A 21,503-nucleotide genomic window follows, 5' to 3' on the forward strand; every position below is an offset into this window, starting at 1 on the left:
CGCACGCCCCGCACGCCCGCCAGGTGATCCAGAAGCACGCCACGGCCCCGGCCCGGCTCAACCCCCGCCACCCCGCAGAACCCCCGAGACAGCGAAGTGACCGGCCGGTAGGGTGCTGCCGCACGGACACGGCCGACAGGAACGGGGCGGGCAGATGAGCGGCAGCGGCGACGGCACGGGGTTCTTCGCATCGGTGGCGGACACCGCCGAGCAGCTGGCCGCCACCGGCTACCTGGCCTCCACCGCCGTGGCCACCACCGTCTTCCTCGCCGACCGGCTCGGCAAGCCGCTGCTGGTCGAGGGCCCGGCCGGGGTCGGCAAGACCGAACTCGCCAAGGCGGTGGCCGCGATCGGCCGGGCCCGGCTGGTCCGGCTCCAGTGCTACGAGGGCATCGACGAGGCCCGCGCGCTCTACGAGTGGAACCACGCCAAGCAGCTGCTGCGGATCACCGCCGGCCGCGACGAGGGCTGGGACCAGGCCCGCACCGACATCTTCGGCGAGGAGTTCCTGCTCACCCGCCCGCTGCTCACCGCCATCCGCGGCGACGAGCCCACCGTGCTGCTGATCGACGAGATGGACAAGGCCGACGTCGAGGTGGAGGCACTGCTGCTGGAGGTGCTCAGCGACTTCCAGGTCACCGTGCCCGAACTCGGCACCATCGCCGCGAGCCGCCGCCCCTTCGTGCTGCTCACCTCCAACGCCACCCGTGAACTGTCCGAGGCACTGCGCCGACGCTGCCTCTTCCTCCACCTCGACTACCCGGACGCCGAGTTGGAGCGGCAGATCGTCCGGCTCAAGGTGCCCGGCCTGGACGACACGCTGGCCGCCTCACTGGTCCGGGTGGTCGGCGCGCTGCGCGCGATGGACCTGCGCAAGGCGCCGTCCGTCGCCGAGACCATCGACTGGGCCCGCACCCTGCTGGCGCTCGGCGCGGACACCCTCGACGAGGCGGTCGTCCAGGACACCCTCGGGGTGATTCTCAAGCACCAGGACGACATCCGGAAGGCCGCGCAGAAGCTCACCCTCGCATGACCACTGCCCCGCCCCCGGCCGACACCGCCGCCCGGCTCACCGGCCTGGTCCGCGCACTGCGCGGGCACGGCCTGCGGATCGGCCCCGCCGAGACGGTCGACGGGGCCGCCGTCCTCGACGTCCTCGGGCTCGCCGACCGCGAGCAGATGCGGGCCGGCCTGGCCGCCGCGCTGCTGCGCTCGGACACCCAACGGGCCGTCTTCGACGCCACGTTCGACCTGTTCTTCCCGCTCGGCGTCGGCACCCCCGAGGCCGTCCGCGCCGACCCGCCCGCACTCCCGGACGACCCCCGGCCACCGCGCCCCGGCCGGCCCGACCCGCTGCGCGACGACCTGCGCGAGCGCCTCGCCGCCGCCCTGGCCGCCGACGACCGGGCCGCCCAGGCCCGGCTGGCCGGCGAGGTGGTGGAGGCCTTCGGCCGGTACGGCGCCGGAGCCACGCCGGCCTCGGACGGCTGGTCGGCCCACCAGGCGCTCGGCCGGCTCGCCCCCGAGACCCTGCTCGCCCGGATCCTCGCCGCCCTGCGCGAGCAGGCCACCGCCCCGGACCTGTCCGACCGCGTCCTCGCCGACGAGATCCGCCGCCGCATCCAGGACTTCCGCGCCCTGGTCGCCACCGAGGCCCGCCGCCGGGTCGCCGAACTGCGCGGCGCCGAGCGGATCGCCGAACGCGCCGTCGCACCCACCGCCGACCGGATCGACTTCCTCGCCGCCGGCCGCGACCAACTCGCCGAACTACGCCGCACCGTCCACCCTTTGGCCCGCAAGCTGGCCACCCGGCTGGCCGCCCGGCGCCGCCGCGCCGCACACGGACGGATCGACCTGCGCCGCACCCTGCGCCGCTCGCTGTCCACCGGCGGGGTGCCGCTGCGCCCGGCCTACCGGCTGCGCCGCCCGGCCCGGCCGGAACTGGTGCTGCTGTGCGACGTCTCCGGCTCGGTGGCCGGATTCGCCGACTTCACCATGCTGCTGGTGCAGGCGATGAGCGAACAGTTCAGCAAGGTACGGGTGTTCGCCTTCGTGAACCGCACCGCCGAGGTCACCGCCCTGCTGGCCCACGGCGACGCCGACCCGGCCCGGCTCGCCGCCCGGATCCTCACCGAGGCCAAGGTGATGGGCCACCACGGCAACAGTGACTACGGCTCCGCCCTGGGCGAGTTCGCCGAACGGCACCTGGACGCCGTCGGCCCGCGCACCAGCGTCCTGATCCTCGGCGACGCCCGCAACAACCACCGCGACCCCAACCTGGACGCGCTGCGCCGGATCGCCGGCCGGGCCCGGCGGGTCCACTGGCTCAACCCCGAGCAGCCCGCCCTCTGGCAGACCGGCGACTCCGCCGCAGCCGCCTACGCGGGCGTCGTGCAGATGCACTCCTGCCGCAACGCCCGCCGCCTCGGCGAACTGATCGCCCGCCTGCTGCCGGTGTAGCTGCTTAGTGGCTGTTGTCGTTCCGAGGGCATCGCGAATCGTGAAACATGCGAACCGCGAGGCAAGTGGTCAGGTCATTCGAGCCGGATCCCCGATCTGGTTGAACCCTCCTCCGTATCCCGACCGTTCCTCTTGATGGCAGGTCACAGCGGAACGGCCGCCACAAGCGTCTCGTCGGCCGGGGATACATGGGGGTAGCCACACATATCAGCGGGTTCAGGTGAGCGGCGGAGGACGGTCGCTCGCTCCTTCCCCTGTCGCCTTCGGCATTCTGAGGGTCGTGTCACCCGTGAGCACTCGTACGGGCAGGCCGCGTCTCCGGGATGTCCCGGACGCTGGCTCTCCCGTGGCTCCCGGCGGTACTGGCCCTCGGGCGCCTCACGCCGACATGACCGACAGTCCGCGGCCCGCAGCCGCCGCGCAACGAGACTGTCGCGGTGACACCGAGAACCCGACGCGGATGACCACCCCCGGGCGGAACTCCATGTCCTGAACAAGGACTCCCCGCTCGCCGAGCCGTGCGTCCTCCCCTGGTTCGGCAATGCGGCCCGTGTCCTGTATGGGCGCCGCTCAAGCCGTTCCTCACCCCGCCACCACCCCACAGGGGTGGCTTTCCGTGTGTCACCAATGAAAAGGTACAGAAATTCAGATGAGAAAAAGCCTATGGGGAAGAATTCGACACCTGGGCCTTGTCCTTGTCCTCTCCCTGCTCAGCGGACTGGTCGCCGTGGTGTCGGGCGGACAGCCCGCGCTGGCCGATACCCCCGCCATCGTGGCCGTCAGCGACTTCAGCGCGGCGACCTTCAACATCCGGTACAGCAACACCGACGCACGGTGGGCCGGCGATGTGGCCGCCCTGGCCGCTGACAACGACGTTGTGGCACTGCAGGAGGTGCGGGACGCCCCTTACCCCGCGTATGCCGGCACCGAGCAGGTGATGGCGAGTTACCCCTATACGGACGAGCAGGGGAACCCGGCCGTTGTGGACATACTCCACTACACCTGGAACCCGACCGGCACACAGCTGCTGCACGTCTACAAGATGACCACACGGGGCAACAACCGGGCGGTCGCGCTGGTGACCCGGATGGAAGCGCTCCATGTCCATGTGCTGCCGCAGACCGCGGACCAGCGCAACTTCCGGCCCGTGCTCGGCGTGGAGATCGCCAACGCTGCCGGCCGGCACGGCATCTTCTACACCATTCACACCACCTCGCCCGGCGGCGCCGACGCGCCGGAGCTCGTCGACATGGCGGCGCTGGACGCCGGCCCGCTGCAGTGGGCGGTCATGGGGGACTTCAACCGGGAGCCGGGAAGCTGGGTCCCCAACGCGGCCGGCGCCCGCTTCGTGACCAGCCCGACGAACACCTTCAACTGCACCGCCGCGAATCCGGCATCCAAGTACGACTACATGGTCACCAACGACCCCAACCCGCCGCTGGCTGGAGCCGTGGTCCCCGGAAGGTGCTCCGACCACTTCGCGGTGCAGTTCAAGGTCCCCCTCCCGCCGTGCCCCCCGCCCGGTGTGACGGCGCCGAACACGCCCTGCCAGCCGCCCATCCCGAACGCCGCGCGCAGCACCAGCGTGAGCCTTCAGAACCGTACGGGCTGCGACCTGGCGCTGGAGCGGCAGGACCTGCCGGGCGGCACCTGGTCCTCCCAGCCTCCGGCCCGGATCGGGCGGGAGCAGGGCGCGGGCTGGGCGACGGAGAGCTCGGGGCTCCTGACCGGGACGGAGGGCTCCGTCCGGTACGTCACTGGGAACTGCCTGACCGCGAGCAACGACAACCGGCAGGTGCAGTTGCACTGGAACAACCCGTTCGTCGGATCCAACAGCTACGACGAGGCGGGCAGTGACCTGTCCGCGTTCAAGCTCAGCCGGGAAGGAGGCGTCGGCAACAACACCGCCGTGGCCTGGACGGTGCAGCAGAAGCCGCTGGCAATCGTGGCGATGGGCGACAGCTACATTTCCGGCGAGTCAGGCCGCTGGGCGGGCAACGCCAGCACCGGCAACGGCGGCTCGGCCTGGGGCACGGACCGGGCGGCGTACCAGTGCAACGCCGACGAGAGCAGCTGCAAGCAGGACTCCTCACGCGTCTACGGGGAGAGCGGCTACGACGGGGGCAACAACTGCGACCGCTCCGACGTGTCGGAGATCGCTGGCGCCGAGATCGACGGCATCCCGCCGCAGCGGCGGTTCAACCTGGCCTGTTCGGGGGCGACCACGGACAACGTGGCCCAGACTTCGTTCAAGGGCGAGGACCCGCAGGTGGTGCAACTGCAGGCGCTGGCGAAGGACTACAACGTCCGGATGATCGTGCTGTCCGCAGGCGGGAACGACCTCGACTTCACCGGGTACGTGACCAAGTGCGTGAGCACGTACATGGCCAACGGAGCGCACTGCGCCGTGCTGAACGGCGAGTTCCAGGGCAAGCTCGCTGGCGTCGAGGACAAGGTGGTGAACGCGATGAACGCCATCCACGCCACCATGGGCGGCCTGGGCTACGACCGCAGGGGCTACCGCCTGGTGGCCCAGTCCTACCCGGGGCCGATCGCCGACGCCGCTCACTTCCGCTACCCGGAGGAGACCTACGACCGCTACAAGTCGGGTGGCTGCCCCTTCTACAACGAGGACGCCACCTGGGCCAGGAACCAGGTCATCCCGGCCATCAACACGATGATCAAGAGCGCGGCGCGGCGCGGGGACGCCTTCTCCCTCGACCTGCAGGACGTCTTCACCGGGCACGAGCTGTGCAGCAGTGACGCCGCGCAGGCCACGTCCGCCAACACCCTGGCCAACCCGCTCCCGGCGGCGAACGCCGAGTGGGTGCGCTGGATTCCGTACCTGGCCCTGCCCTGGGGCGCCCAGGGCGCCAAGCAGGAGGCCATCCACCCGAACGCCTACGGACAGAAGGCGGTCAGCAGCTGCCTGACCCAGGCGAGCATCCAGATCAGCACCGGCGGACGGGAGTTCCGGTGCAAGGCCGCTGCCGGGTCGTCCACGCCCTCCCTGCAGACGGTCACCACCGACCCGAACTACCTGAATGACTCCGTGAACCGGGCAGTCGGCTACCTCGCCGCCGCCCAGGACCGCACGACCTCCGTCGTGGAGGTGGGCCAGGTCATAGGAGACCCCTTCCCGGGACTGCCGCCGCTGCAGCCGGCCAACCGGGCGCTGAAACTGGGCGTGCCCCAGAGCTACATGGGCGGCCACTTCGCCTCCGGCGCGGCGTTCGGGCCCGACGGCTACCAGTCCTCGTTCACCTACGACAACGCCGTGGTCATCGACGCGTTCCTGCAGCACGGCACCGGCGACGACGTCGCCCGCGCCAGAATCCTGGGCGACACCCTGCTGTACGCCCAGGACCACGACCCGGTGAACGACGGCCGGATCAGGGCGTCCTACCTGCCGAACCCGTTCGTCACCACCCTCGGCCGGGACTACCCGGCCGGCACGCCCTACATCGGTGGCTGGTCGGTCTACACCGGCAACATGGCCTGGGTCGGCATGGCGTTCTGCCGCCTGTACAAGGCCACCGGCGACGTCAGGTACCTCAACGCCGCGCTCCGGGCGGCGAACTGGATTCAGGCCAACTCCGCCGACGACCGCGGAGCCGGGGGCTACACCGGCGGCTACGCCGACACCTCCCCGGGTGAGGACGGCAGCGGCATGGTCAAGCGGACCTGGAAAGCCACCGAGCACAACATCGACACCGGTGCCTTCTTCACCATGCTGAACCAGCTCACCCACGACCAGGTGTGGAAGGACCGGTCGGACAAGGCGTTCACGTTCGTCAAGACCATGCTCAGCGCCGACGGCAATCACCTGTGGACGGGCACCGGGCTGGACGGGGTCAGCGTCAACGAGGACGCCGTCCCCGAGGATGTCCAGACCTGGGCCTACCTCGCCACGCTCGACCCCGCCTACGGGCGCACCGTCGACTGGGCCGCGGGCCGCATGGCCGCCACCGACGGGCCGGTGGACCCCGCCACCGGCCAGAAGATGTTCAAGGGCGTCAGCTTCAGCGCCGTCGACACCTCCGGCGTCTGGTTCGAGGGCACCGCGCACCTGCTGGCCGCCTACCAGGCCCGCAAGGCCGCCGGGGACTCCGACAAGGCCGCGGAACTGATCGCCACGCTGCAAAAGGCCCAGAACCACGCCCTGAACGCCAACGGGGCGGGAATCGTCGCGGCGTCCCGCGACGGCCTCAACACCGGGCAGGGCGACCTCTACTACGCCTCCCTGCACACCGGCGCGACCGCCTGGTACGTCGTCGCCGCGAAGGGAGGCAACCCCTTCCGGCTCTGAGCCGGCGGACCGCTGAGAACTCGTGCCCGGCGCTGGTGCCATCCAGCGCCGGGCACGAGCACGACGGGCCACACTCCCAGGCCGCATGCCCGGGGCCGAGTAGGCCCTCTCCTCGCAGAGCGGGGGTTACGGGAATTCCCGGGACGATGGAGCGACCTTCGCGCGATCCTGAACTCAACCAGTAGATCCGGGACTTGACGCGAAGTCTGCAGCTATGAGTGTGGTGGACCAGGGCGTCCGGCGCGATCCGTTCGAGGAACTGTCACGCTTCCGGAGGGACTTCTACGACTGCCTGACCGGACGGCGTGACGCGCTGTTCGAGCTGGCCGACGCGCTGCTGTGCACCGACGGGCCGGTGAGGACCCTGGTGGACCTGGCGCCCGAGCACCGCCGCGGGCACGGCACCCTGTACGGCACGCTGAACAGGGACCGCCTGCATCCCAAACTCACCCGCCGAGCCGCCTGGATTGACCACGACGGACCGCTGCCCATCATCGAGGGCACCGTGATCCGCCTGGCCGTCGAGAAGCTGCCCAGCGGCGGGGCGAACAAGCCGGTCTGGCTGTGGTGGTCGCGCATCGGCACCACCGGCGAGGACGTGGACCGCTGCTGGCAGTCGTTCCTGCGGAGGTTCGACCTGGAGCACACGTTCCGCCTGTTCAAGCAGACGCTCGGCTGGACCAGGCCACGGCTCCGCGACTCGGCGGCCGCCGACCGCTGGACCTGGCTGGTGATCGCCGCCCACACCCAGCTCCGCCTCACCCGGCCCCTGGTCGCCGACCTCCGCCGCCCCTGGGAGCGGCCGTAGGACTACGAGTCGGCCGCTGTGGCGGCCTGGGCCTGGGCCTGCACCCGGGCCTGCTCGGCCGCCAGCTGCGCGGCCCTGGCGGCGATCGGGTTGATGTCGGCCCGGCGCGCCGCCTGCATGGCCGTCAGCCGCTGGACCACCACGATCGCCGCAACGGCCGCGACCAGGCGCAGCGCCGAGCCGGCGGTCTCCACCCGGATGGTCTCGCGCAGGTCCTCCAGGCTGGCGAGCACCGTCAGGTCCACGTGCTTCATCATCGAGCTGGCGATCCGGTTGACGACCAGCGCGCCGATCCAGGTGGACCACCACAGGACCAGGACCTTCTCCGACACCGCGCGGCGCCGTCCCTCCGCGTCCAGCGGAGCGCTCGCCCGCCAGCAGTCCACCATCAGCTGCCAGGGGAACCAGAGCAGGACGAACGGGGTGACCCAGGCCCCGATGGTCCAGCCGCGGCCGCGGCGGTGCCCGTTCGGCACCAGCAGGTCGGCGTTCTGGCGGATGCGGTAGAACCAGATGATGAACACCACGGCGGTGACCAGCGCCAACGGAAGGAAGACCCCGTTCAGCCCGTCCACCAGGGAGTCCACGGCATCGAAGTCGTCGAGGTCAGCCGACCCGTCCGCCAACTGGCCCAACAGGGCATCGGACCAGAGGCCGGCCACGACGGCCGCCGCCGCCAGCATCGCGTTCACCCCCAGCAGGACGTAGACCGCGACGGCAAGGCCGTTCGCCGGTCGGAGCGCCGCCGCCCAGCCCGGGGCCGCCTCCTCGCAGCCGAAGCAGCGTCTGCTCCCGGTCCCCGCGGGACGCGCCCCACACGCCAGACACACCATCAGATCGTCAACTCCTGGAATCGCCGCGTGCTCGGACTCGCACGCCGGTGCCGCCAGCGCCCCGACCGGGGCGGGCGCGCCGACTCTAGGGGATCACCGACGTCCGCTGCCAACGAGATTTCGCAGCTCAGCGGCGGTATCGCCAGATAAACGACAGATCGCGCGGGAATCGAGCCCGGGGAGTCGACTCCGGCTCACCACCCCGACCAGGCGCGCCCGTCCCGCTCGATCCGGGTGTGCGGTCGACGGACTTCGGGCGCAGGACTGGTGAAGGGGTGCGAGCGTCCCGGGGAGGTCAGGACGCGGCGTCAGGCCGAGGGCACGGGCAGCAGCCGGTAGGCGTCCCCGTCCGTGAGTACGCGGCCGGCGGTGGGCGGCGCGAAGTGGGTGCCGAGCAGCAGGGTGTCCGTGCCGGCGAGGGAGCCGAGGAGCTCGCGGCGCGAGGCCTCGGACTGCCGCGGGTCGATGTCGACGCAGGCGCCGATGGCGGGGTGGGCGAGCTGGACCGGGTGGTGGATGCAGTCGCCGGTGATCAGCGCCGTCTCGCCCCGGCTGGTCAGTTCGACGGCGACGTGGCCGGGGGTGTGGCCGGGGGTGGGGATCAGGCGCAGGCCCGGGGCGATCTCGACGCCCTCGGCCGGGACGTCGACGAGGTCCAGCAACCCGGCCCGCTCCACCGGGATCACGGAGTCGAGGAACATCTGCCTGCGCGCCTCCTCCATGTCGTACCCGGCCCAGAACTCCCGCTCGGCGCGGGAGGTGAGGTAGCGGGCGTTGGGGAAGGTGGGGACCCACTCGCCGTTCACCTCCCGGGTGTTCCAGCCGACGTGGTCGGCGTGCAGGTGGGTGAGGATCACCAGGTCGACGGAGTCCGGGGGGAAGCCGGCGGCGGTGAGGCGTTCCAGGTAGTCGGTCCGCAGGCGGTGCCAGGCCGGGTTGGCCCGCTCCTTGCCGTTGCCTATGCCGGTGTCGACGAGGACGCGCAGCCCGCCCACGGCGAACGCGAAGCTGTGGCTGTCGAGGTGCAGGACGCCCTCACGGTCGGCGAAGTGGGGGTGAAGCCAGTCGTGGCCGGTCACCACCTCGGGGGTGGCCTCGGGCAGCAGCCACGGCCCGGTCGCGGGCGGCAGGAGGGTCTCGTCGACGCGGTGGACGGTGACGTCGCCCACCGCCCAGGCGGGGATGGGGGCGGGGGCTTCGGACGTGGCGCTGGACATGGGGCTCCTCCCGTAAACGCAATCTGTTTGCGTTAAGCCATCGTAGGACTTACAGTCTGGCTAACGCAAACGGTTAGCTTTTGGTGCGAGTGGCATCGCACCCCAGCCTCGATCAGGAGAGAACACCCATGTCCTCCGCCGAACCGCCCGCCACCGACCTCACGCCGCCCGAGGCCGCCCGCTGGGCCGCCCGGGCCGGGCTCCCCCTGCCCGCCGACCGCCACGACTCGGTCGCGGCCACCGCCAACCAGCTGCTCTCCGTCGTCGCGGTCCTGCGGGAGCTGGACTTCGGGGACACCCCGCCCGCGAGCGCCTACCGCGCGGAAAGCACCCACTCCATGGAAGAGGAGCAGCACGATGCAGCCGTATGAGCTCTCCCTCGCCACCGCCGCGGAGGAGATCCGGGCCCGGCGACTGTCCCCCGTCGAACTGGTGGACTCGGTCCTCGACCGCATCGAGCTGGTCGAACCGCACCTCGGCGCCTACGTCGCGGTCACCGCGGAGCGGGCGCGACGGGCGGCCCGCGAGGCCGAGCAGGAAGCGGCGCGCGGCCTGCACCGGGGGCCGCTGCACGGCGTCCCGATGGGGCTCAAGGACCTGATCGACGTCGCCGGACTGGCCACCACGGCCAGTTCCCGGGTCCGCGCCGACCACCGCGCGCAGGCCGACAGCACGGTCGCCGCCCGCCTCGCCGCGGCCGGCGCGATCCTGGTCGGCAAGACGCACACCCACGAGTTCGCCTACGGCCTGACCACCCCGCAGACCGGCAACGCCTGGGACCGCGGCCGGGTCGCCGGCGGCTCCAGCGGCGGATCCGCCGTCGCCGTCGCCGCGGGCGCCGCGACCTTCGCGCTGGGCACCGACACCGGCGGCTCGATCCGGGTGCCCGCCGCGCTCAACGGGGTCGTCGGCCTCAAGCCGACCTACGGCCTCGTCCCCCGCCACGGCGTCGCGTCCCTGTCCTGGTCGCTGGACCACGTCGGCCCGATCGCCCGGACCGTCGAGGACGCTGCCCTCGTCCTGGACGCCCTCGCCGGGCACGACCCGCGCGACCCCGCCTCGCTGGCCACCCCCGCCGTCGACCACCGGCCCGGCGCGGACACGGACCTGGCGGGGCTGCGCGTCGGCGTGCCGCGCAACTACTACTTCGACCGCGTCGACGTGGAGGTGGAGGCCGCCGTCCGGCGCGCCGTCGAACACCTGGAGGCGCTCGGCGCACGGCTCGTCGACGTCGACATCCCGATGACCCGCTACCTCCAGGCGACGCTGTGGGGGCTGGTGGCACCGGAGGCCACCGCCTACCACGAGCACTCCCTGCGGGCGGTGCCCGAGCTGTACCAGGCGGACGTCCGCGCCCTCCTGGAGGCCGGCGAGCTGATGACCGCCGGGGACTACCTACGCGCCCAGCGCTCCCGGACGCTCATGCGGCAGGAGTGGGCCCGGATGCTGGAGGAGGTCGACGTGATCGCCGCCCCGACCGTCCCGGTCACCGCGGTACGGACCGACCAGGAGGCCGTCACCTGGCCCGACGGCACGGTCGAGGGCGTCCCCGACGCCTATGTGCGCCTGTCCGCCCCCGCCAACATCACCGGGGTGCCCGCCCTGTCCGTCCCGGTCGGCCGGGACGCGGCGGGCCTGCCGATCGGCATGCAGTTGCTCGGCCGGCCGCTCGGGGAGCGCACGCTGCTGCGGGTCGGCCACGCCTACGAGCGGACGCAGCCCGCCCGGACGCTCGCGCCGGCGGCCTGAGAACAGCGGGCGGGCCGAACCGGACGGCGCCGGCCCGGCCCGCCGTCCGGCTCCGAGGCGGGCACCCCGGCACCTCGAAACCCCGGCACCCCGGCACCCCATAAACGCAAGAATTGTGCTTTAAGGTGTTTATCATGAGTCGCAAACAGATGGTGCGCCCCGGCGGGCGCAGCGCCCGGGTCCAGGCATCGGTGCACACCGCTGTGCGTGAACTCCTCGCCGAGGTGGGCCGCGACGCGCTGACGGTGCCGCTGGTCGCCCAGCGCGCGGGCGTCACCCCGTCGACGGTCTACCGCCGCTGGGGCGATCTCCAGGAGCTGCTGTCCGACGTCGCGGTGGAGCGCCTGCGGCCCGACACGGCGCCGGAGGACCTGGGCGACCTGCGGTCCGACCTGACGGCCTGGGCCGAACAGTTCCTCGACGAGATGGCCTCCCCCTCGGGCCGCGCCTACATCCGCGACGCCCTGCTCGGCGACCCGGACGGCGGCAACGCCGGCCAGTGCTCGGACTACGCGGCCGAACAGGTCGGCGCCGTGCTGAGCCGGGCGGGCGGCCGCGGGGAGGACACCCCCGGCGTCGAGGCGGTCATGGACGGCGTCGTCGCCCCCCTGATGTACCGCATCCTCTTCCGCCCGGCCGGCCTCGACCCCGCATACGCGCGCCGGCTCGTGGCCGAACTCCTCGACCCGTACGGGGCCGGCCCTTCGGGCGGATGATCGTTCGCCGGGCGAGGACGGGCAGCTCAAGTGATGAACGGGCAGCTCAAGTTATAAGCTTCTGCGGGACGTTCACGAGCCCGGCCGCTGGTCGGGACCTCGCCTGGGAGGAAGCGTCGTGGGGAAGAAGATCCCGGTCCGGACCGGATGCCAGAACTGCTCGCGGTGCACCGGCTCGATCGGCGGCAACGCGGCCCGCAAGACGGTGCGGGGCACCGGGGTTGCGCTCGGCGCGGTGGTCACCGTCGGCCTGAGCCTCCTGTTCATCCGGAGGTGCCGCGCCTGCGACCACCCCATGGGCAGCCACCACCACCACTGATCGCGCCGCCGGACCTCCGCACCCCGGCTCCGACCCGGCGTCCGGGCCGGAGCCGGGCGGGCGTCAGGCGTCCAGGTGCTTGAGGAAGTCGAGCAGCGCCTCGTTGACCTCCGCCGGGCGCTCCTGCTGCGTCCAGTGCCCGGTGTCCGGCAGCCGGACGTGGCGGTGCAGCTTGGGCACCCGGCTCAGCAGGTGGGCCAGCACCTCCGGCGGGACGAGGGCGTTCACCATGTCCTGTTCGCCGGCCACGTACAGCGCCGGTACGTCGACCGTCACGCCGTCGAAGGCGGCCATCAGTTCGGCGTTGCGGTCGATGTTCCGGTACCAGTTGAGGCCGCCGGTGAAGGCGTGCTCCCCGTGCAGGGCGTAGTCGGCCGCGAGGGCGTCGATGTCCGCCTCGGTGAGCCAGGCCGGCAGCTGCGCCGGCTCCGGGATGGTGTCCAGCAGGACCTTGCCCTCGGGGACGACCCACGGCTGCGGCTTCCCCTCGCGGAGCAGGCCCCCGCCCAGGATGCGGCGGAAGCTGGACTTCACGTCGGCCGCGAGTTCGGCGTCGGCGCGGCCCGGCTCCTGGAAGTAGATCTGGTAGAAGCCCTCGCCGAAGTTCGCCCGGGCCTCCCGCAGCGGCCGCGGCCCGCCGGGCAGCGGCGGCACGCTCAGCCCGGCGACCCCGCGCACCAGGTCCGGCCGCAGCGCGGCGGTGGCCCAGGCGACCGGCGCGCCCCAGTCGTGCCCGACCACGACGGCCCGCTCCTCGCCGAGCGCGCGGATCAGCGCCGTGACGTCGCCGACCAGGTGCAGCAGGGAGTACGCGTCCACCCGCTCGGGCTGCTCGCTGCGGGCGTAGCCGCGCTGGTCGGGGGCGACGACCCGGTAGCCGGCCGCGGCGAGCGGGGCGAACTGGTGGCGCCAGGAGTACCAGCTCTCCGGGAAGCCGTGCAGCAGCAGGACCAGCGGGCCCTCGCCCTGTTCCGCGACGTGCAGACGGACACCGTTCACCTCGACGTGGCTGTGCTTGATCGCGTCGTTCAAGTCCCGCTCCCGGTCCGGTGGAAGGGCCGGGGTATCCGCTTCGCCCCCGGTCCTACCCGGCGCAACACCGCCGGAGCACGGGGCATTCCCACCGGATCCGGGAAGACGACCGAGGCCGCCCCGGAACTCCGGGACGGCCTCGGCGTGGTGATGGAAGGTCAGTTCACCGTGTAGCTGTACGGGATCGCCGCGAGCACCGAACCGGTGGTGCCCAGGCTGTTGTTGGCGGTCGCCACCGAGCTGGGGGCGGACACCAGGTACAGCACGCCGTGGACGGTGCTGCCCTTCGGACCGGTCGGAGTGACGGTCACCTGGAGCGAGCCCTTGCCGCCCGACGGGACGGTCACCGGGTTGGCGGCCGGGGCCGAGGCGTTGACCGCCAGGGCGTACGGGTCACCGGTGCTGGAGGTCAGCGCCGGGTCGAACGCCTGGGTGTGCGCGGTCGCGGTGATGGTGGCGGTGCCGGCCGGGGCGCCGGCGGTGCCGAACGGGCCGACCTGCTGCAGGAAGGTGCCCCACACTCCGGGGACGACCGGCTGCGACGCGCTGCCGTTGTCGGTCACGACCGAGATGGTCGAACCGTCCTGGGCCTTCTTCAGGTCGCCGAAGAGGTCCGGCGAGCCGGTGGTGCCGGACAGCTCCAGGTGGGCCGGCGTCGAGGAGGCCGCCACCGCCTTCAGCTGGTCGGTGCCCGGCGGGACGAGGAAGGACGGCACCGCGGAGGTGAGGCTCAGCGGCAGGGTGACCGTCGCGGAGGCGCCCTGCGGCACCAGCGGGAGGTCGGTGCGGCGGTCCAGGCGGCCGTCGGCCGAGATCTTCTGGGTGGCGACGGTGTTGTTGGTGTAGTTCACCTGGACGGTGACCGGCTTGCCCGCGGCCAGCTTGGCGTGCGGGTCGTTCGGCAGGCCGGCGACGGTGGCGACGTTCTGGTTGAACGCGACGGTGCCGGTGAAGTCCTGGGCGAGCTCCTGGCCGCTGACCGGGCCGAGCACGTTCAGGACGAACCGCCAGCGGCCGGCGGCCGGGTTGACGGTGGTGGCCGAGACGCCGGCGGTGGTGCCGGTCAGGTTGCCCTGCGCGTCGAGCAGGCCGTTGCCCTCGATGTCGATCGGGGTGCCGTTCGGGCTGATCAGCGCGCCCTGCATGAGCAGCTTCGGGTCCTTGGCGACGGTGACGCCGACCCGCAGGTCCTTCTGGCCCTTCGGGACGTCGAAGGCGTACGCGAAGCTCTGCGTCGGCGAGGCGTTGCGGCCGTTGCCACCGGTGATGGTGCCGGTGAAGGTGCCCTTGCCCTGGTTGACCGGGACGAGGCTGCGCAGCACGACCGGAACGCTGGTGGCGGTGCCGTTGGAGCTGGCGACGGTGATCGCCTGGCTGGAGTCGCCACTGGTGCCCGGGGTGGTGAGCTGGACCTTGAGGGTCTTGGTCTCACCCGGCTTCAGGTCCGCGACGCTCGGGCTGACGGCGCCGGCCGGCACCGCGCGCTGGGTGGCGGTGCCCAGCTGGACGGCGCCGTTGTAGCCGGCCTTGCCCGCCGGGGTGTACAGGACGGCGGTCCACTCGCCGGCCACCGGGTGCGGGACGTCCACCAGGCCGAAGTCGGCCGGGGTGGCGCCGCCCTGCGGACGGGTGTTGGTCTCGAAGCGGCCCGACGGGTCGAGCAGCGTCATGCGGACCACGGAGCCGTTGGTGACCGGGCTGGCCGCACCCTGCCAGGCGATCGACGCCGCGAGGCGGTCGGCGCCGGCCGGGACGGTGAACTTGACCTGCTTCTGCACCCAGGTGGCGCCGTTGGTGGCGTACTTGAAGGTGTCGGTGGAGGCCGTGTCCAGCTGGACGGTCTGCTGGTTGCTCGACTGCGGCACGAAGGTGCGGGTCGCGCCGCTGACCGTCTGCGGGGCGGAGCTGGTGTTGGTGACGGTCACGTCGGCGGTGTGGGTCGAGCCGGGGTTGCCGGCGATGTCGACCTGACCGGTGGTGACGACGACGGTCTTGCTGTCCGACGCGCCGGAGCCGGCGTGGTAGCCGCGGGCGGCCTCGACGGCGGCGCGGACGTTCAGCAGGCCGGCGCCCTGCTCCTCGGCCGGGACGCCGAGGTCCTGGGCGGTGCCGGTGATGAACTTCTTCACCAGTGCCGGGGCGGGCGACTGGCCGTCGTGGGTGTCGCGGTAGGCCTGGATGACCAGGGCCGCGGCGCCGGTGACGAACGGCGCGGCCTGGCTGGTGCCGCCGAACGACTGGATCGGCGAACCCTGCCCGCTGTAGCCGGTGCAGTCGGTGTACTTGCTGGTGTCGGGCGAGCAGAGCGCCCAGTCCGACTCGCCCGGCGCGACCAGGTCGACCGTGCGGCCGGCCTGGGTGAAGCCGCCCGAGGAGAGCGCGGAGATGCGGTTGTTGCTCCAGGTCTTGTTGGAGAACTGGGCGGCCGCGTAGCCGGTCTGCTGGTAGTTCTGGTTGTCCGTCGAGGCGCCGACCGCGATCACGTTCGGGTCGGTGGCCGGGGTGCCGATGGTGCCGCTGATGCCCGCGTCGCCGGTGGAGACGGAGACGGTGACACCGGCCTTGACGGCCTGGTCGTTGAACAGCGAGATGGTGTCGTGCGCGCCGCTGTCCGGGGTGACGTTGCCGCCGAAGGACTCGTTCAGCACGTCGACCTTGGCGACCGAGACCGCGTAGTCGATGGACTGCAGGATCGACGAGTTCGACATGATCTCGCCGCCGGCCCGCAGGGCGACCAGCGAGGCGTCCGGGGCGAGGCCGCGGATGCGGATGTTGCAGCCGGCCGGCAGACCGCGCGAGGCGTTCACGAACTTCGAGACGTCGTAGACCTGGCGGCCCTGGGCGATGACCGCCGAGGCGTCGCCGAAGGCCTCCGCGCCACCGGTCGGCGCGTCCACGCCGTCGCCCGCGAAGTCCTGGTAGTCGACGACCGCGCTCGACCCGTCGGCCCGGATGAAGTCCGGGTTCTTCGGGTCGAGGCCGTCCGCGATGTAGGCGACCTTGACGCCCTTGCCGGTGGCCAGGTCGGCCGCGCCGGGCTTGCCGTCGGCGCCGACGGCGTGCGTCGAGTAGAGGCCCTCCGGCTCCAGCAGCGGCTGGGACGGGTCGGACGGGCAGATCGTGTTGGTCGCGTTCTGCTCGGCGCCCTGGCCGTTGCTGCCCGAAACGGCCTGCGGGGCGGCGGCCTTGGCCGACTTGGCGCCGGCCTTGGTGTCCGCGGCGTCCTTCGCGGCCGCGGCCTTGCCGGCGGCGGGCGGCGTGACGGTGACCTGCTCGTCCGCGACGACCGAGGCGACGGCCGGGTCGGCCAGCAGCGCGGCACGCAGCGCGGGGCTCACCGTGGCCGAGAACGCGTTCCCGACCACGAAGCTCTTGATGTTGGTGCCGCCGTTGGCCTTGACCCTGTCCAGCAGCGGCGCCTGGGCGTTCGCGGCCTTCTGCTTACGGGCGCCGAGGTGGCCGTTGTCGGCCGGGGCGTCCGCTATCTGGTCCTTGAGAATCACGATCACCGGCACCGGGGTCCCGTCCGCGGACGCCACGGGGGCGTTCTGCGGGTCCGGGAGCGGAGCTGCGTTGGCGCTGGACCCGAAGGTCAGGACCATGGACGCGGCGGTGACCGTGACGGCAGCTGCTAGCTGGGATTTCCGCCAGCCGATCAATGGACATCCTTTCGTCTGATGAGACGTCAGGTTGCGCGGCCCAGCGTACGCGAATCCAGGTCGGACGCGTGGTTGCTCCGGACCGCGCGTCCCGACAGCGGTCGCATTCCAGCGCATCCGACACGACCACGACAAGGGGGGAAATCCCCATTAGAAAGTAAAAAAGACCATCAGAAAGTAAAATTCACGGCAGAAATCGGGCCATGTCCGCCCCTTTTCGCTGACCAGACCCGGTCGGATCTGTCCGATCCCGGTCGGAAAAAATCGGTGGCGAACTCTGGACAGTGGCGGACCACCGCCACCTGGGACACACCGTCAGCACCGCCACACACCCTTCCCCCCGGACCCACTCTGAAACCGGACATGACAGAACGGGCGCGCGGCCACACCGGCGCCCGGTGGCCGGAATCCCCCGGCCACCGGGCGATCAGCACCCGATCAGCCCGCGGCCATTCGCTCCTGGGCGTCCGCCAGATCCTCGGCGGTGGGCGCGTCGTCCTGGGTCAGCCGGTGGCGCCAATACCCGGTGAAGTCGATCGACCGCTTCGGCACGCCGCGCTCCGCCACCAGGTGACGGCGCAGCGCCCGCACCGCGCCCGCCTCCCCCGCGAGCCAGGCGAACGGCGCGCCGGCCGGCAGCGCCGCGGACCGCACGGCCCCGGCCAGCACGACCCCGGGGGCCGCCCCGCCCCGGACCAGCCAGTGCACGGCCAACTCGGCGCGGCTCTCCAGCGGCTGCCGCTCGGCCTCGTCCGCGACCTCGACGAACGCGAGGGCCCGCACCCCGGCGGGCAGCGCCTCGACCAGCGTCGCGATCGCCGGCAGCGCCGACTCGTCCCCCGCCAGCAGCACCCAGTCGGCAGCGGCGGCGGCCTCGGCGAACGGGACCGGCGGGGCGTACAGCGCCGAGGGTCCGACCATCCCGAGCCGCTGCCCCGGCTCCGCGCGCTCCGCCCAGGCGGCGGCCGGCCCGGTGTCGCCGTGCAGCACGAAGTCGATCTCGACCAGGCGGGTGCCGGGCCGCCGGCGCCGGAGGGTGAAGCTGCGCAGCAGCGGACGCCCGGCCTCGGGGATCGCCAGGTAGGCCTGGTACCAGCTCATCGGGTCGTCGCTCTGCGCGGGCAGCTCGGGCACCGCCTGGCCGGGACGGGGGAAGCACAGCTTCACCTGCTGGTCGGGTGCCGCGCCCACGGAGTCCGCCAGGGCCTCGGCCTCGAAGGTGACCCGGGCGGTGCGCGGCGCGATCCGGCGGACCTCGACGACCTCGACGAAGGTGACGGGCAGTGTCATCGCAAAACCCCTTCGGTTGATAACCTTACGACATAAAGAGTTGTCGCGGGCGAGGATACTTTACGCCATAAGGAGTTGCTGCATGGTCGTCTACGCCGGACAGGGCGACGCCCACCGGTCCCTGTCCCTGCTCTGGGGCACACCACCGCAACCGCGCACCGGGCGCAGCGGCCCCAAACCGGGCCTCAGCGTCGACGCGATCGTCTCCGCCGGCGTCGCGGTCGCCGACGCGGACGGCATGGCCGCGCTCTCGATGCGCGCCGTCGGCGAACGGCTCGGCCGCACCGCCATGGCCCTCTACACCTACGTCCCGGGCAAGGCCGAACTCCTCGACCTGATGCACGACCGGGCACTCGGCGAACTACGGCTGGACGTCGGGGACTTGGACGGCTGGCGCCCCGCCGTCACCGCCTGGGCCGAGGAACTGTACGCCTGCTACCTGCGCCACCCCTGGATCCTCCAGGTCTCGCAGGCCCGACCGGTGCTCGGACCGGCCGAACTCGCCGCCATGGAAAGCCTGTTGCGCGCCCTGCAACCGGCCGCCCTCGCACCCGCGCGGCTGCACGGCGTCGTCGCGGCGCTCTGGCAGTTCGTCCGGGGCACGGCCGCCGTGGCCGCCGAATCGCGCGGCGCCGCCGCCGCGACCGGCATCGCCGACGAGGACTGGTGGACCGCCCGGTCCGCCCGACTCGCCGAACTGGCACCGGACTTCACCGAACGCTTCCCCCTGCTGACCGCCCTCCAGGGCGCCGGCGACGGCACGCCGCAGGACCGCGACCGGGCCGCCTTCCGCACCGGGCTCGCCGTCCTGCTCGACGGCGTGGCGGCCTCGGGGGCGGGGGCGGGAGCGGGAGCGGGGGCTGATCAGAGTGCCGGGCGGGGCGCCGGTCGGGGGGCCGGTCAGGGCGCGGATCAGGGCTCGGGCTGAGCCGCTGATCAGCCCCGGCGGGCCGCCGGGATCGCCAGCAGGATGCCGAGCACCAGCAGGGTGGCGTACCCGGCGGTCTCATGGCCGTCCGGGACCAGGAAACGGACGAAGCCGAACAGCCGGAAGCCCCCCAGCCAGTCCGCCGCCAGGCCGGACCCGCCGCCGAGGATCAGCACGAAACCGAGATAGCCGAGCAGCGTCTTCATACCCCGAGCCTAGGCAGCTCCCGGCGCCCGGGAATCCGACTTTCGGCGCGACCCGGGGCTGACCAAAGTCGTCCCGGCGCCTTCCCCCGGCCTTCCCCCGCTTCCCCCGGCCTTCCCGGCGCCGTACCGCCGGGGATCCGGACCGCCGGACCGCCCGGGATCCGGACGGAGCAGCAGGCGCGGCGGCCCGGCGGCGCCCCGGGTACGTTCGCCGTGTGCAGCAGATGCCACAGCATGTCAGCAGAGTGGCGGCGGCCGCCGCGGTGTCCACCCTGATGCTCGCCGTCGGCGCCCCGACCGCCCCCGGGCAGGACGCCGCCGGTGCGGTCGGCGGCGAACGGCTCGGCCAGTCCGCCGTCCAGGTCGCTCCGCTGGCCGGGGCGCCCGCGCTGCCGACCACGTTGACCGGGCGGTCCTGGCTGGTCGCCGACGCCGACACCGGCGAGGTCCTCGCGGCCCACAACGCCCACCTCCAGCTCCCCCCGGCCAGCACCCTGAAGATGCTCTTCGCGGACACCGTGCTGCCCAAGTTCGACCGCATGACGGAGCACAAGGTCACCACGGCCGAACTGGCCAACGTCGGCGCCGGCAGCAGCCTCGTCGGCGTCAAGGAGGATCTGCCGTACCGCGTCGAGGACCTCTGGCGGGGCGTCTTCCTCAGCTCCGGCAACGACGCCGTCCACGTCCTCGCGCACATGAACGGCGGCCTCCAGCAGACCGTCGCCGAGATGCAGGCCCGCGCCCAGGCCCTGCAGGCCCGCGACACCAAGGTGGTCTCCCCCGACGGCTACGACATGGACGGCCAGGTCTCCTCCGCCTACGACCTCACCCTGTTCGCCCGCGCCGGGCTGCGCAACGCCGACTTCCGCTCCTACTGCTCCACCCGCACCGCGCACTTCCCCGGCGGACTCGACAAGCTCACCGGGCAGCGCACCAGCTTCGACATCGCCAACACCGACCGGCTGCTCGGCAAGTACCAGGGCCTGATCGGCGTCAAGAACGGCTACACCACCAACGCCGGCGCCACCTTCACCGGCGCCGCCCAGCGCAGCGGCCGCACCCTGCTGGTGACGGTGATGCACCCCGACACCCAGACCCGGGTCTACGACGAGGCGTCCGCGCTGCTCGACTGGGGCTTCGCGGCGGCCGACAAGGTCCAGCCGGTCGGGCAACTGGTGGAGGACACCGCCGCCGCCCGCCCGGCCGGCATCACCGGCCGGGGCAGCACCGCATCCGCCGCCCCCGCCGCCACCGCCGGCCAGGCACGCCCGCAGGCCGTCCGGGGCAACGACCCCGGCCTCGCCCCGGCCGCCTGGACGGCCATCGCCCTCGGCGCCGTCCTCGCCCTGTGGGCCGCCGGGCGCACCGCCGCCCGCCGCCACGCCGCAGTCGCCGACGACCCGGCCGCGCTCCCCGACCCGGGCGCCACCGCCCTCGGCGGGCAGCGCCACCGCGGGCTGGCCCGCCGGGCCCGGGCCCTGGTCAGGCACGCCCTAGACTTCCGGCCATGACCACGCCCGACCACTCCGCTACGGACCGGCTCGCCCGGATCGTCAGCCTCTCCTCCGGGAGCTACCTGCTCGTCACCACCTACAAGAAGGACGGCACCACCGTGCCGACCCCGGTGTGGGTGGTGCGCGACGGCGAGGCGCTCGGCGTCTGGACCGTCGCCGACTCCTGGAAGGTCAAGCGGATCCGCAACCGCGCGGACGTCCTGGTGGGCCCCTGCGACGTCAAGGGCCGGCCGACCGGCGAGCGGTACCCCGCCACCGCCGAGATCCTCGGCCCCGAACGCACCGCCGCCTACCGCACCCTGCTGCGCCAGAAGTACGGCTTGCTCGGCGTGCTCACCCTGCTCGGCAGCCGGCTGCGCCGCGGCGAGCGCGGCACCGTGGGCATCCGGATCACCCTCACCTGACGCTGACGCTGACACTGACGCGCCACCCGGCCGGCGGGGCCCCGGTCATTCGCCGGGCC

16 protein-coding genes and 1 pseudogene are annotated in these 21,503 nt (G+C 72.6%); 11 read left to right on the top strand and 6 right to left on the bottom strand.

Annotated features, from left to right (window positions below; translation table 11 throughout):
• Positions 1 to 154: 154 nt before the first annotated feature.
• From OG556_RS03090 to OG556_RS03105, 4 genes and pseudogenes are all read left to right on the top strand, one after another.
• Entirely contained in the window at positions 155 to 1,033 is an 879-nt protein-coding gene (locus OG556_RS03090; protein ID WP_371515728.1) for an AAA family ATPase, read from the top strand.
• Positions 1,030 to 2,460 (top strand): VWA domain-containing protein, encoded by a 1,431-nt coding sequence (locus tag OG556_RS03095; protein WP_371515729.1) that lies wholly within the window; start codon positions 1,030 to 1,032, stop codon positions 2,458 to 2,460. The genes OG556_RS03090 and OG556_RS03095 overlap by 4 nt, the downstream gene beginning before the upstream one ends.
• 649 nt (positions 2,461 to 3,109) lie before the next feature.
• Entirely contained in the window at positions 3,110 to 6,769 is a 3,660-nt protein-coding gene (locus tag OG556_RS03100; protein WP_371515730.1) for an endonuclease/exonuclease/phosphatase family protein, read from the top strand.
• A 406-nt stretch (positions 6,770 to 7,175) separates the two neighbouring features.
• Positions 7,176 to 7,574, top strand: a pseudogene (locus OG556_RS03105) (transposase); the annotation flags it as partial.
• A 5-nt stretch (positions 7,575 to 7,579) separates the two neighbouring features.
• On the opposite strand, the gene OG556_RS03110 reads toward OG556_RS03105, so the two are convergent.
• Together OG556_RS03110 and OG556_RS03115 are read right to left on the bottom strand one after the other, a co-directional pair.
• Positions 7,580 to 8,410, bottom strand: a complete 831-nt coding sequence (locus OG556_RS03110; RefSeq protein WP_371515731.1) for a DUF4328 domain-containing protein — start codon at positions 8,408 to 8,410, stop codon at positions 7,580 to 7,582.
• Positions 8,411 to 8,718: 308 nt separating this feature from the next.
• Positions 8,719 to 9,627 carry an MBL fold metallo-hydrolase gene (locus OG556_RS03115; protein WP_371515732.1) on the bottom strand — a complete coding sequence of 303 codons (909 nt, stop codon included), beginning with the start codon at positions 9,625 to 9,627 and terminating at the stop codon, positions 8,719 to 8,721.
• Positions 9,628 to 9,755: 128 nt separating this feature from the next.
• Between OG556_RS03115 and OG556_RS03120 the strand changes: the two genes are divergently transcribed.
• The 4 genes from OG556_RS03120 to OG556_RS03135 all read left to right on the top strand — a co-directional run bounded on the left by OG556_RS03120 (position 9,756) and on the right by OG556_RS03135 (position 12,411).
• Positions 9,756 to 9,998, top strand: coding sequence for a hypothetical protein (locus tag OG556_RS03120; RefSeq protein ID WP_371515733.1), 243 nt, complete (start codon positions 9,756 to 9,758; stop codon positions 9,996 to 9,998).
• Positions 9,985 to 11,376 carry an amidase gene (locus OG556_RS03125; RefSeq protein WP_371515734.1) on the top strand — a complete coding sequence of 464 codons (1,392 nt, stop codon included), beginning with the start codon at positions 9,985 to 9,987 and terminating at the stop codon, positions 11,374 to 11,376. The genes OG556_RS03120 and OG556_RS03125 overlap by 14 nt, the downstream gene beginning before the upstream one ends.
• Before the next feature lie 134 nt (positions 11,377 to 11,510).
• Positions 11,511 to 12,092: a TetR/AcrR family transcriptional regulator gene (locus OG556_RS03130; protein ID WP_363625455.1), complete on the top strand. Its 582-nt coding sequence runs from the start codon at positions 11,511 to 11,513 to the stop codon at positions 12,090 to 12,092.
• Positions 12,093 to 12,210: 118 nt separating this feature from the next.
• Complete coding sequence (locus tag OG556_RS03135) at positions 12,211 to 12,411, top strand: hypothetical protein (RefSeq protein ID WP_063346158.1); 201 nt, start codon at positions 12,211 to 12,213, stop codon at positions 12,409 to 12,411.
• Positions 12,412 to 12,474: 63 nt separating this feature from the next.
• On the opposite strand, the gene OG556_RS03140 is transcribed toward OG556_RS03135, so the two are convergent.
• From OG556_RS03140 to OG556_RS03150, 3 genes are all read right to left on the bottom strand, one after another.
• On the bottom strand, positions 12,475 to 13,443 hold the full coding sequence (locus OG556_RS03140) for an alpha/beta fold hydrolase (RefSeq protein WP_371515735.1): 969 nt from the start codon (positions 13,441 to 13,443) through the stop codon (positions 12,475 to 12,477).
• 158 nt (positions 13,444 to 13,601) lie between these two features.
• On the bottom strand, positions 13,602 to 17,045 hold the full coding sequence (locus OG556_RS03145) for a S8 family serine peptidase (RefSeq protein ID WP_371515736.1): 3,444 nt from the start codon (positions 17,043 to 17,045) through the stop codon (positions 13,602 to 13,604).
• 495 nt (positions 17,046 to 17,540) lie between these two features.
• Positions 17,541 to 18,392 (bottom strand): siderophore-interacting protein, encoded by an 852-nt coding sequence (locus OG556_RS03150; protein ID WP_371515737.1) that lies wholly within the window; start codon positions 18,390 to 18,392, stop codon positions 17,541 to 17,543.
• 82 nt (positions 18,393 to 18,474) lie between these two features.
• Here OG556_RS03150 and OG556_RS03155 point away from each other — a divergent pair, with 82 nt between their 5' ends.
• Positions 18,475 to 19,320, top strand: coding sequence for a TetR/AcrR family transcriptional regulator (locus OG556_RS03155; protein WP_371515738.1), 846 nt, complete (start codon positions 18,475 to 18,477; stop codon positions 19,318 to 19,320).
• An 8-nt stretch (positions 19,321 to 19,328) separates the two neighbouring features.
• On the opposite strand, the gene OG556_RS03160 is transcribed toward OG556_RS03155, so the two are convergent.
• Positions 19,329 to 19,526 (bottom strand): hypothetical protein, encoded by a 198-nt coding sequence (locus OG556_RS03160; RefSeq protein ID WP_363373336.1) that lies wholly within the window; start codon positions 19,524 to 19,526, stop codon positions 19,329 to 19,331.
• A 224-nt stretch (positions 19,527 to 19,750) separates the two neighbouring features.
• Here OG556_RS03160 and OG556_RS03165 point away from each other — a divergent pair, with 224 nt between their 5' ends.
• Positions 19,751 to 21,037 (top strand): D-alanyl-D-alanine carboxypeptidase family protein, encoded by a 1,287-nt coding sequence (locus OG556_RS03165; RefSeq protein ID WP_371522542.1) that lies wholly within the window; start codon positions 19,751 to 19,753, stop codon positions 21,035 to 21,037.
• Positions 21,034 to 21,444 carry a PPOX class F420-dependent oxidoreductase gene (locus OG556_RS03170; RefSeq protein WP_371515739.1) on the top strand — a complete coding sequence of 137 codons (411 nt, stop codon included), beginning with the start codon at positions 21,034 to 21,036 and terminating at the stop codon, positions 21,442 to 21,444. Before OG556_RS03165 ends, OG556_RS03170 begins: the two co-directional genes overlap by 4 nt.
• The last annotated feature ends 59 nt before the right edge of the window (positions 21,445 to 21,503 follow it).

The organism is Kitasatospora sp. NBC_01300 (genome assembly GCF_041435235.1).
Classification (GTDB): Bacteria; Actinomycetota; Actinomycetes; order Streptomycetales; family Streptomycetaceae; genus Kitasatospora.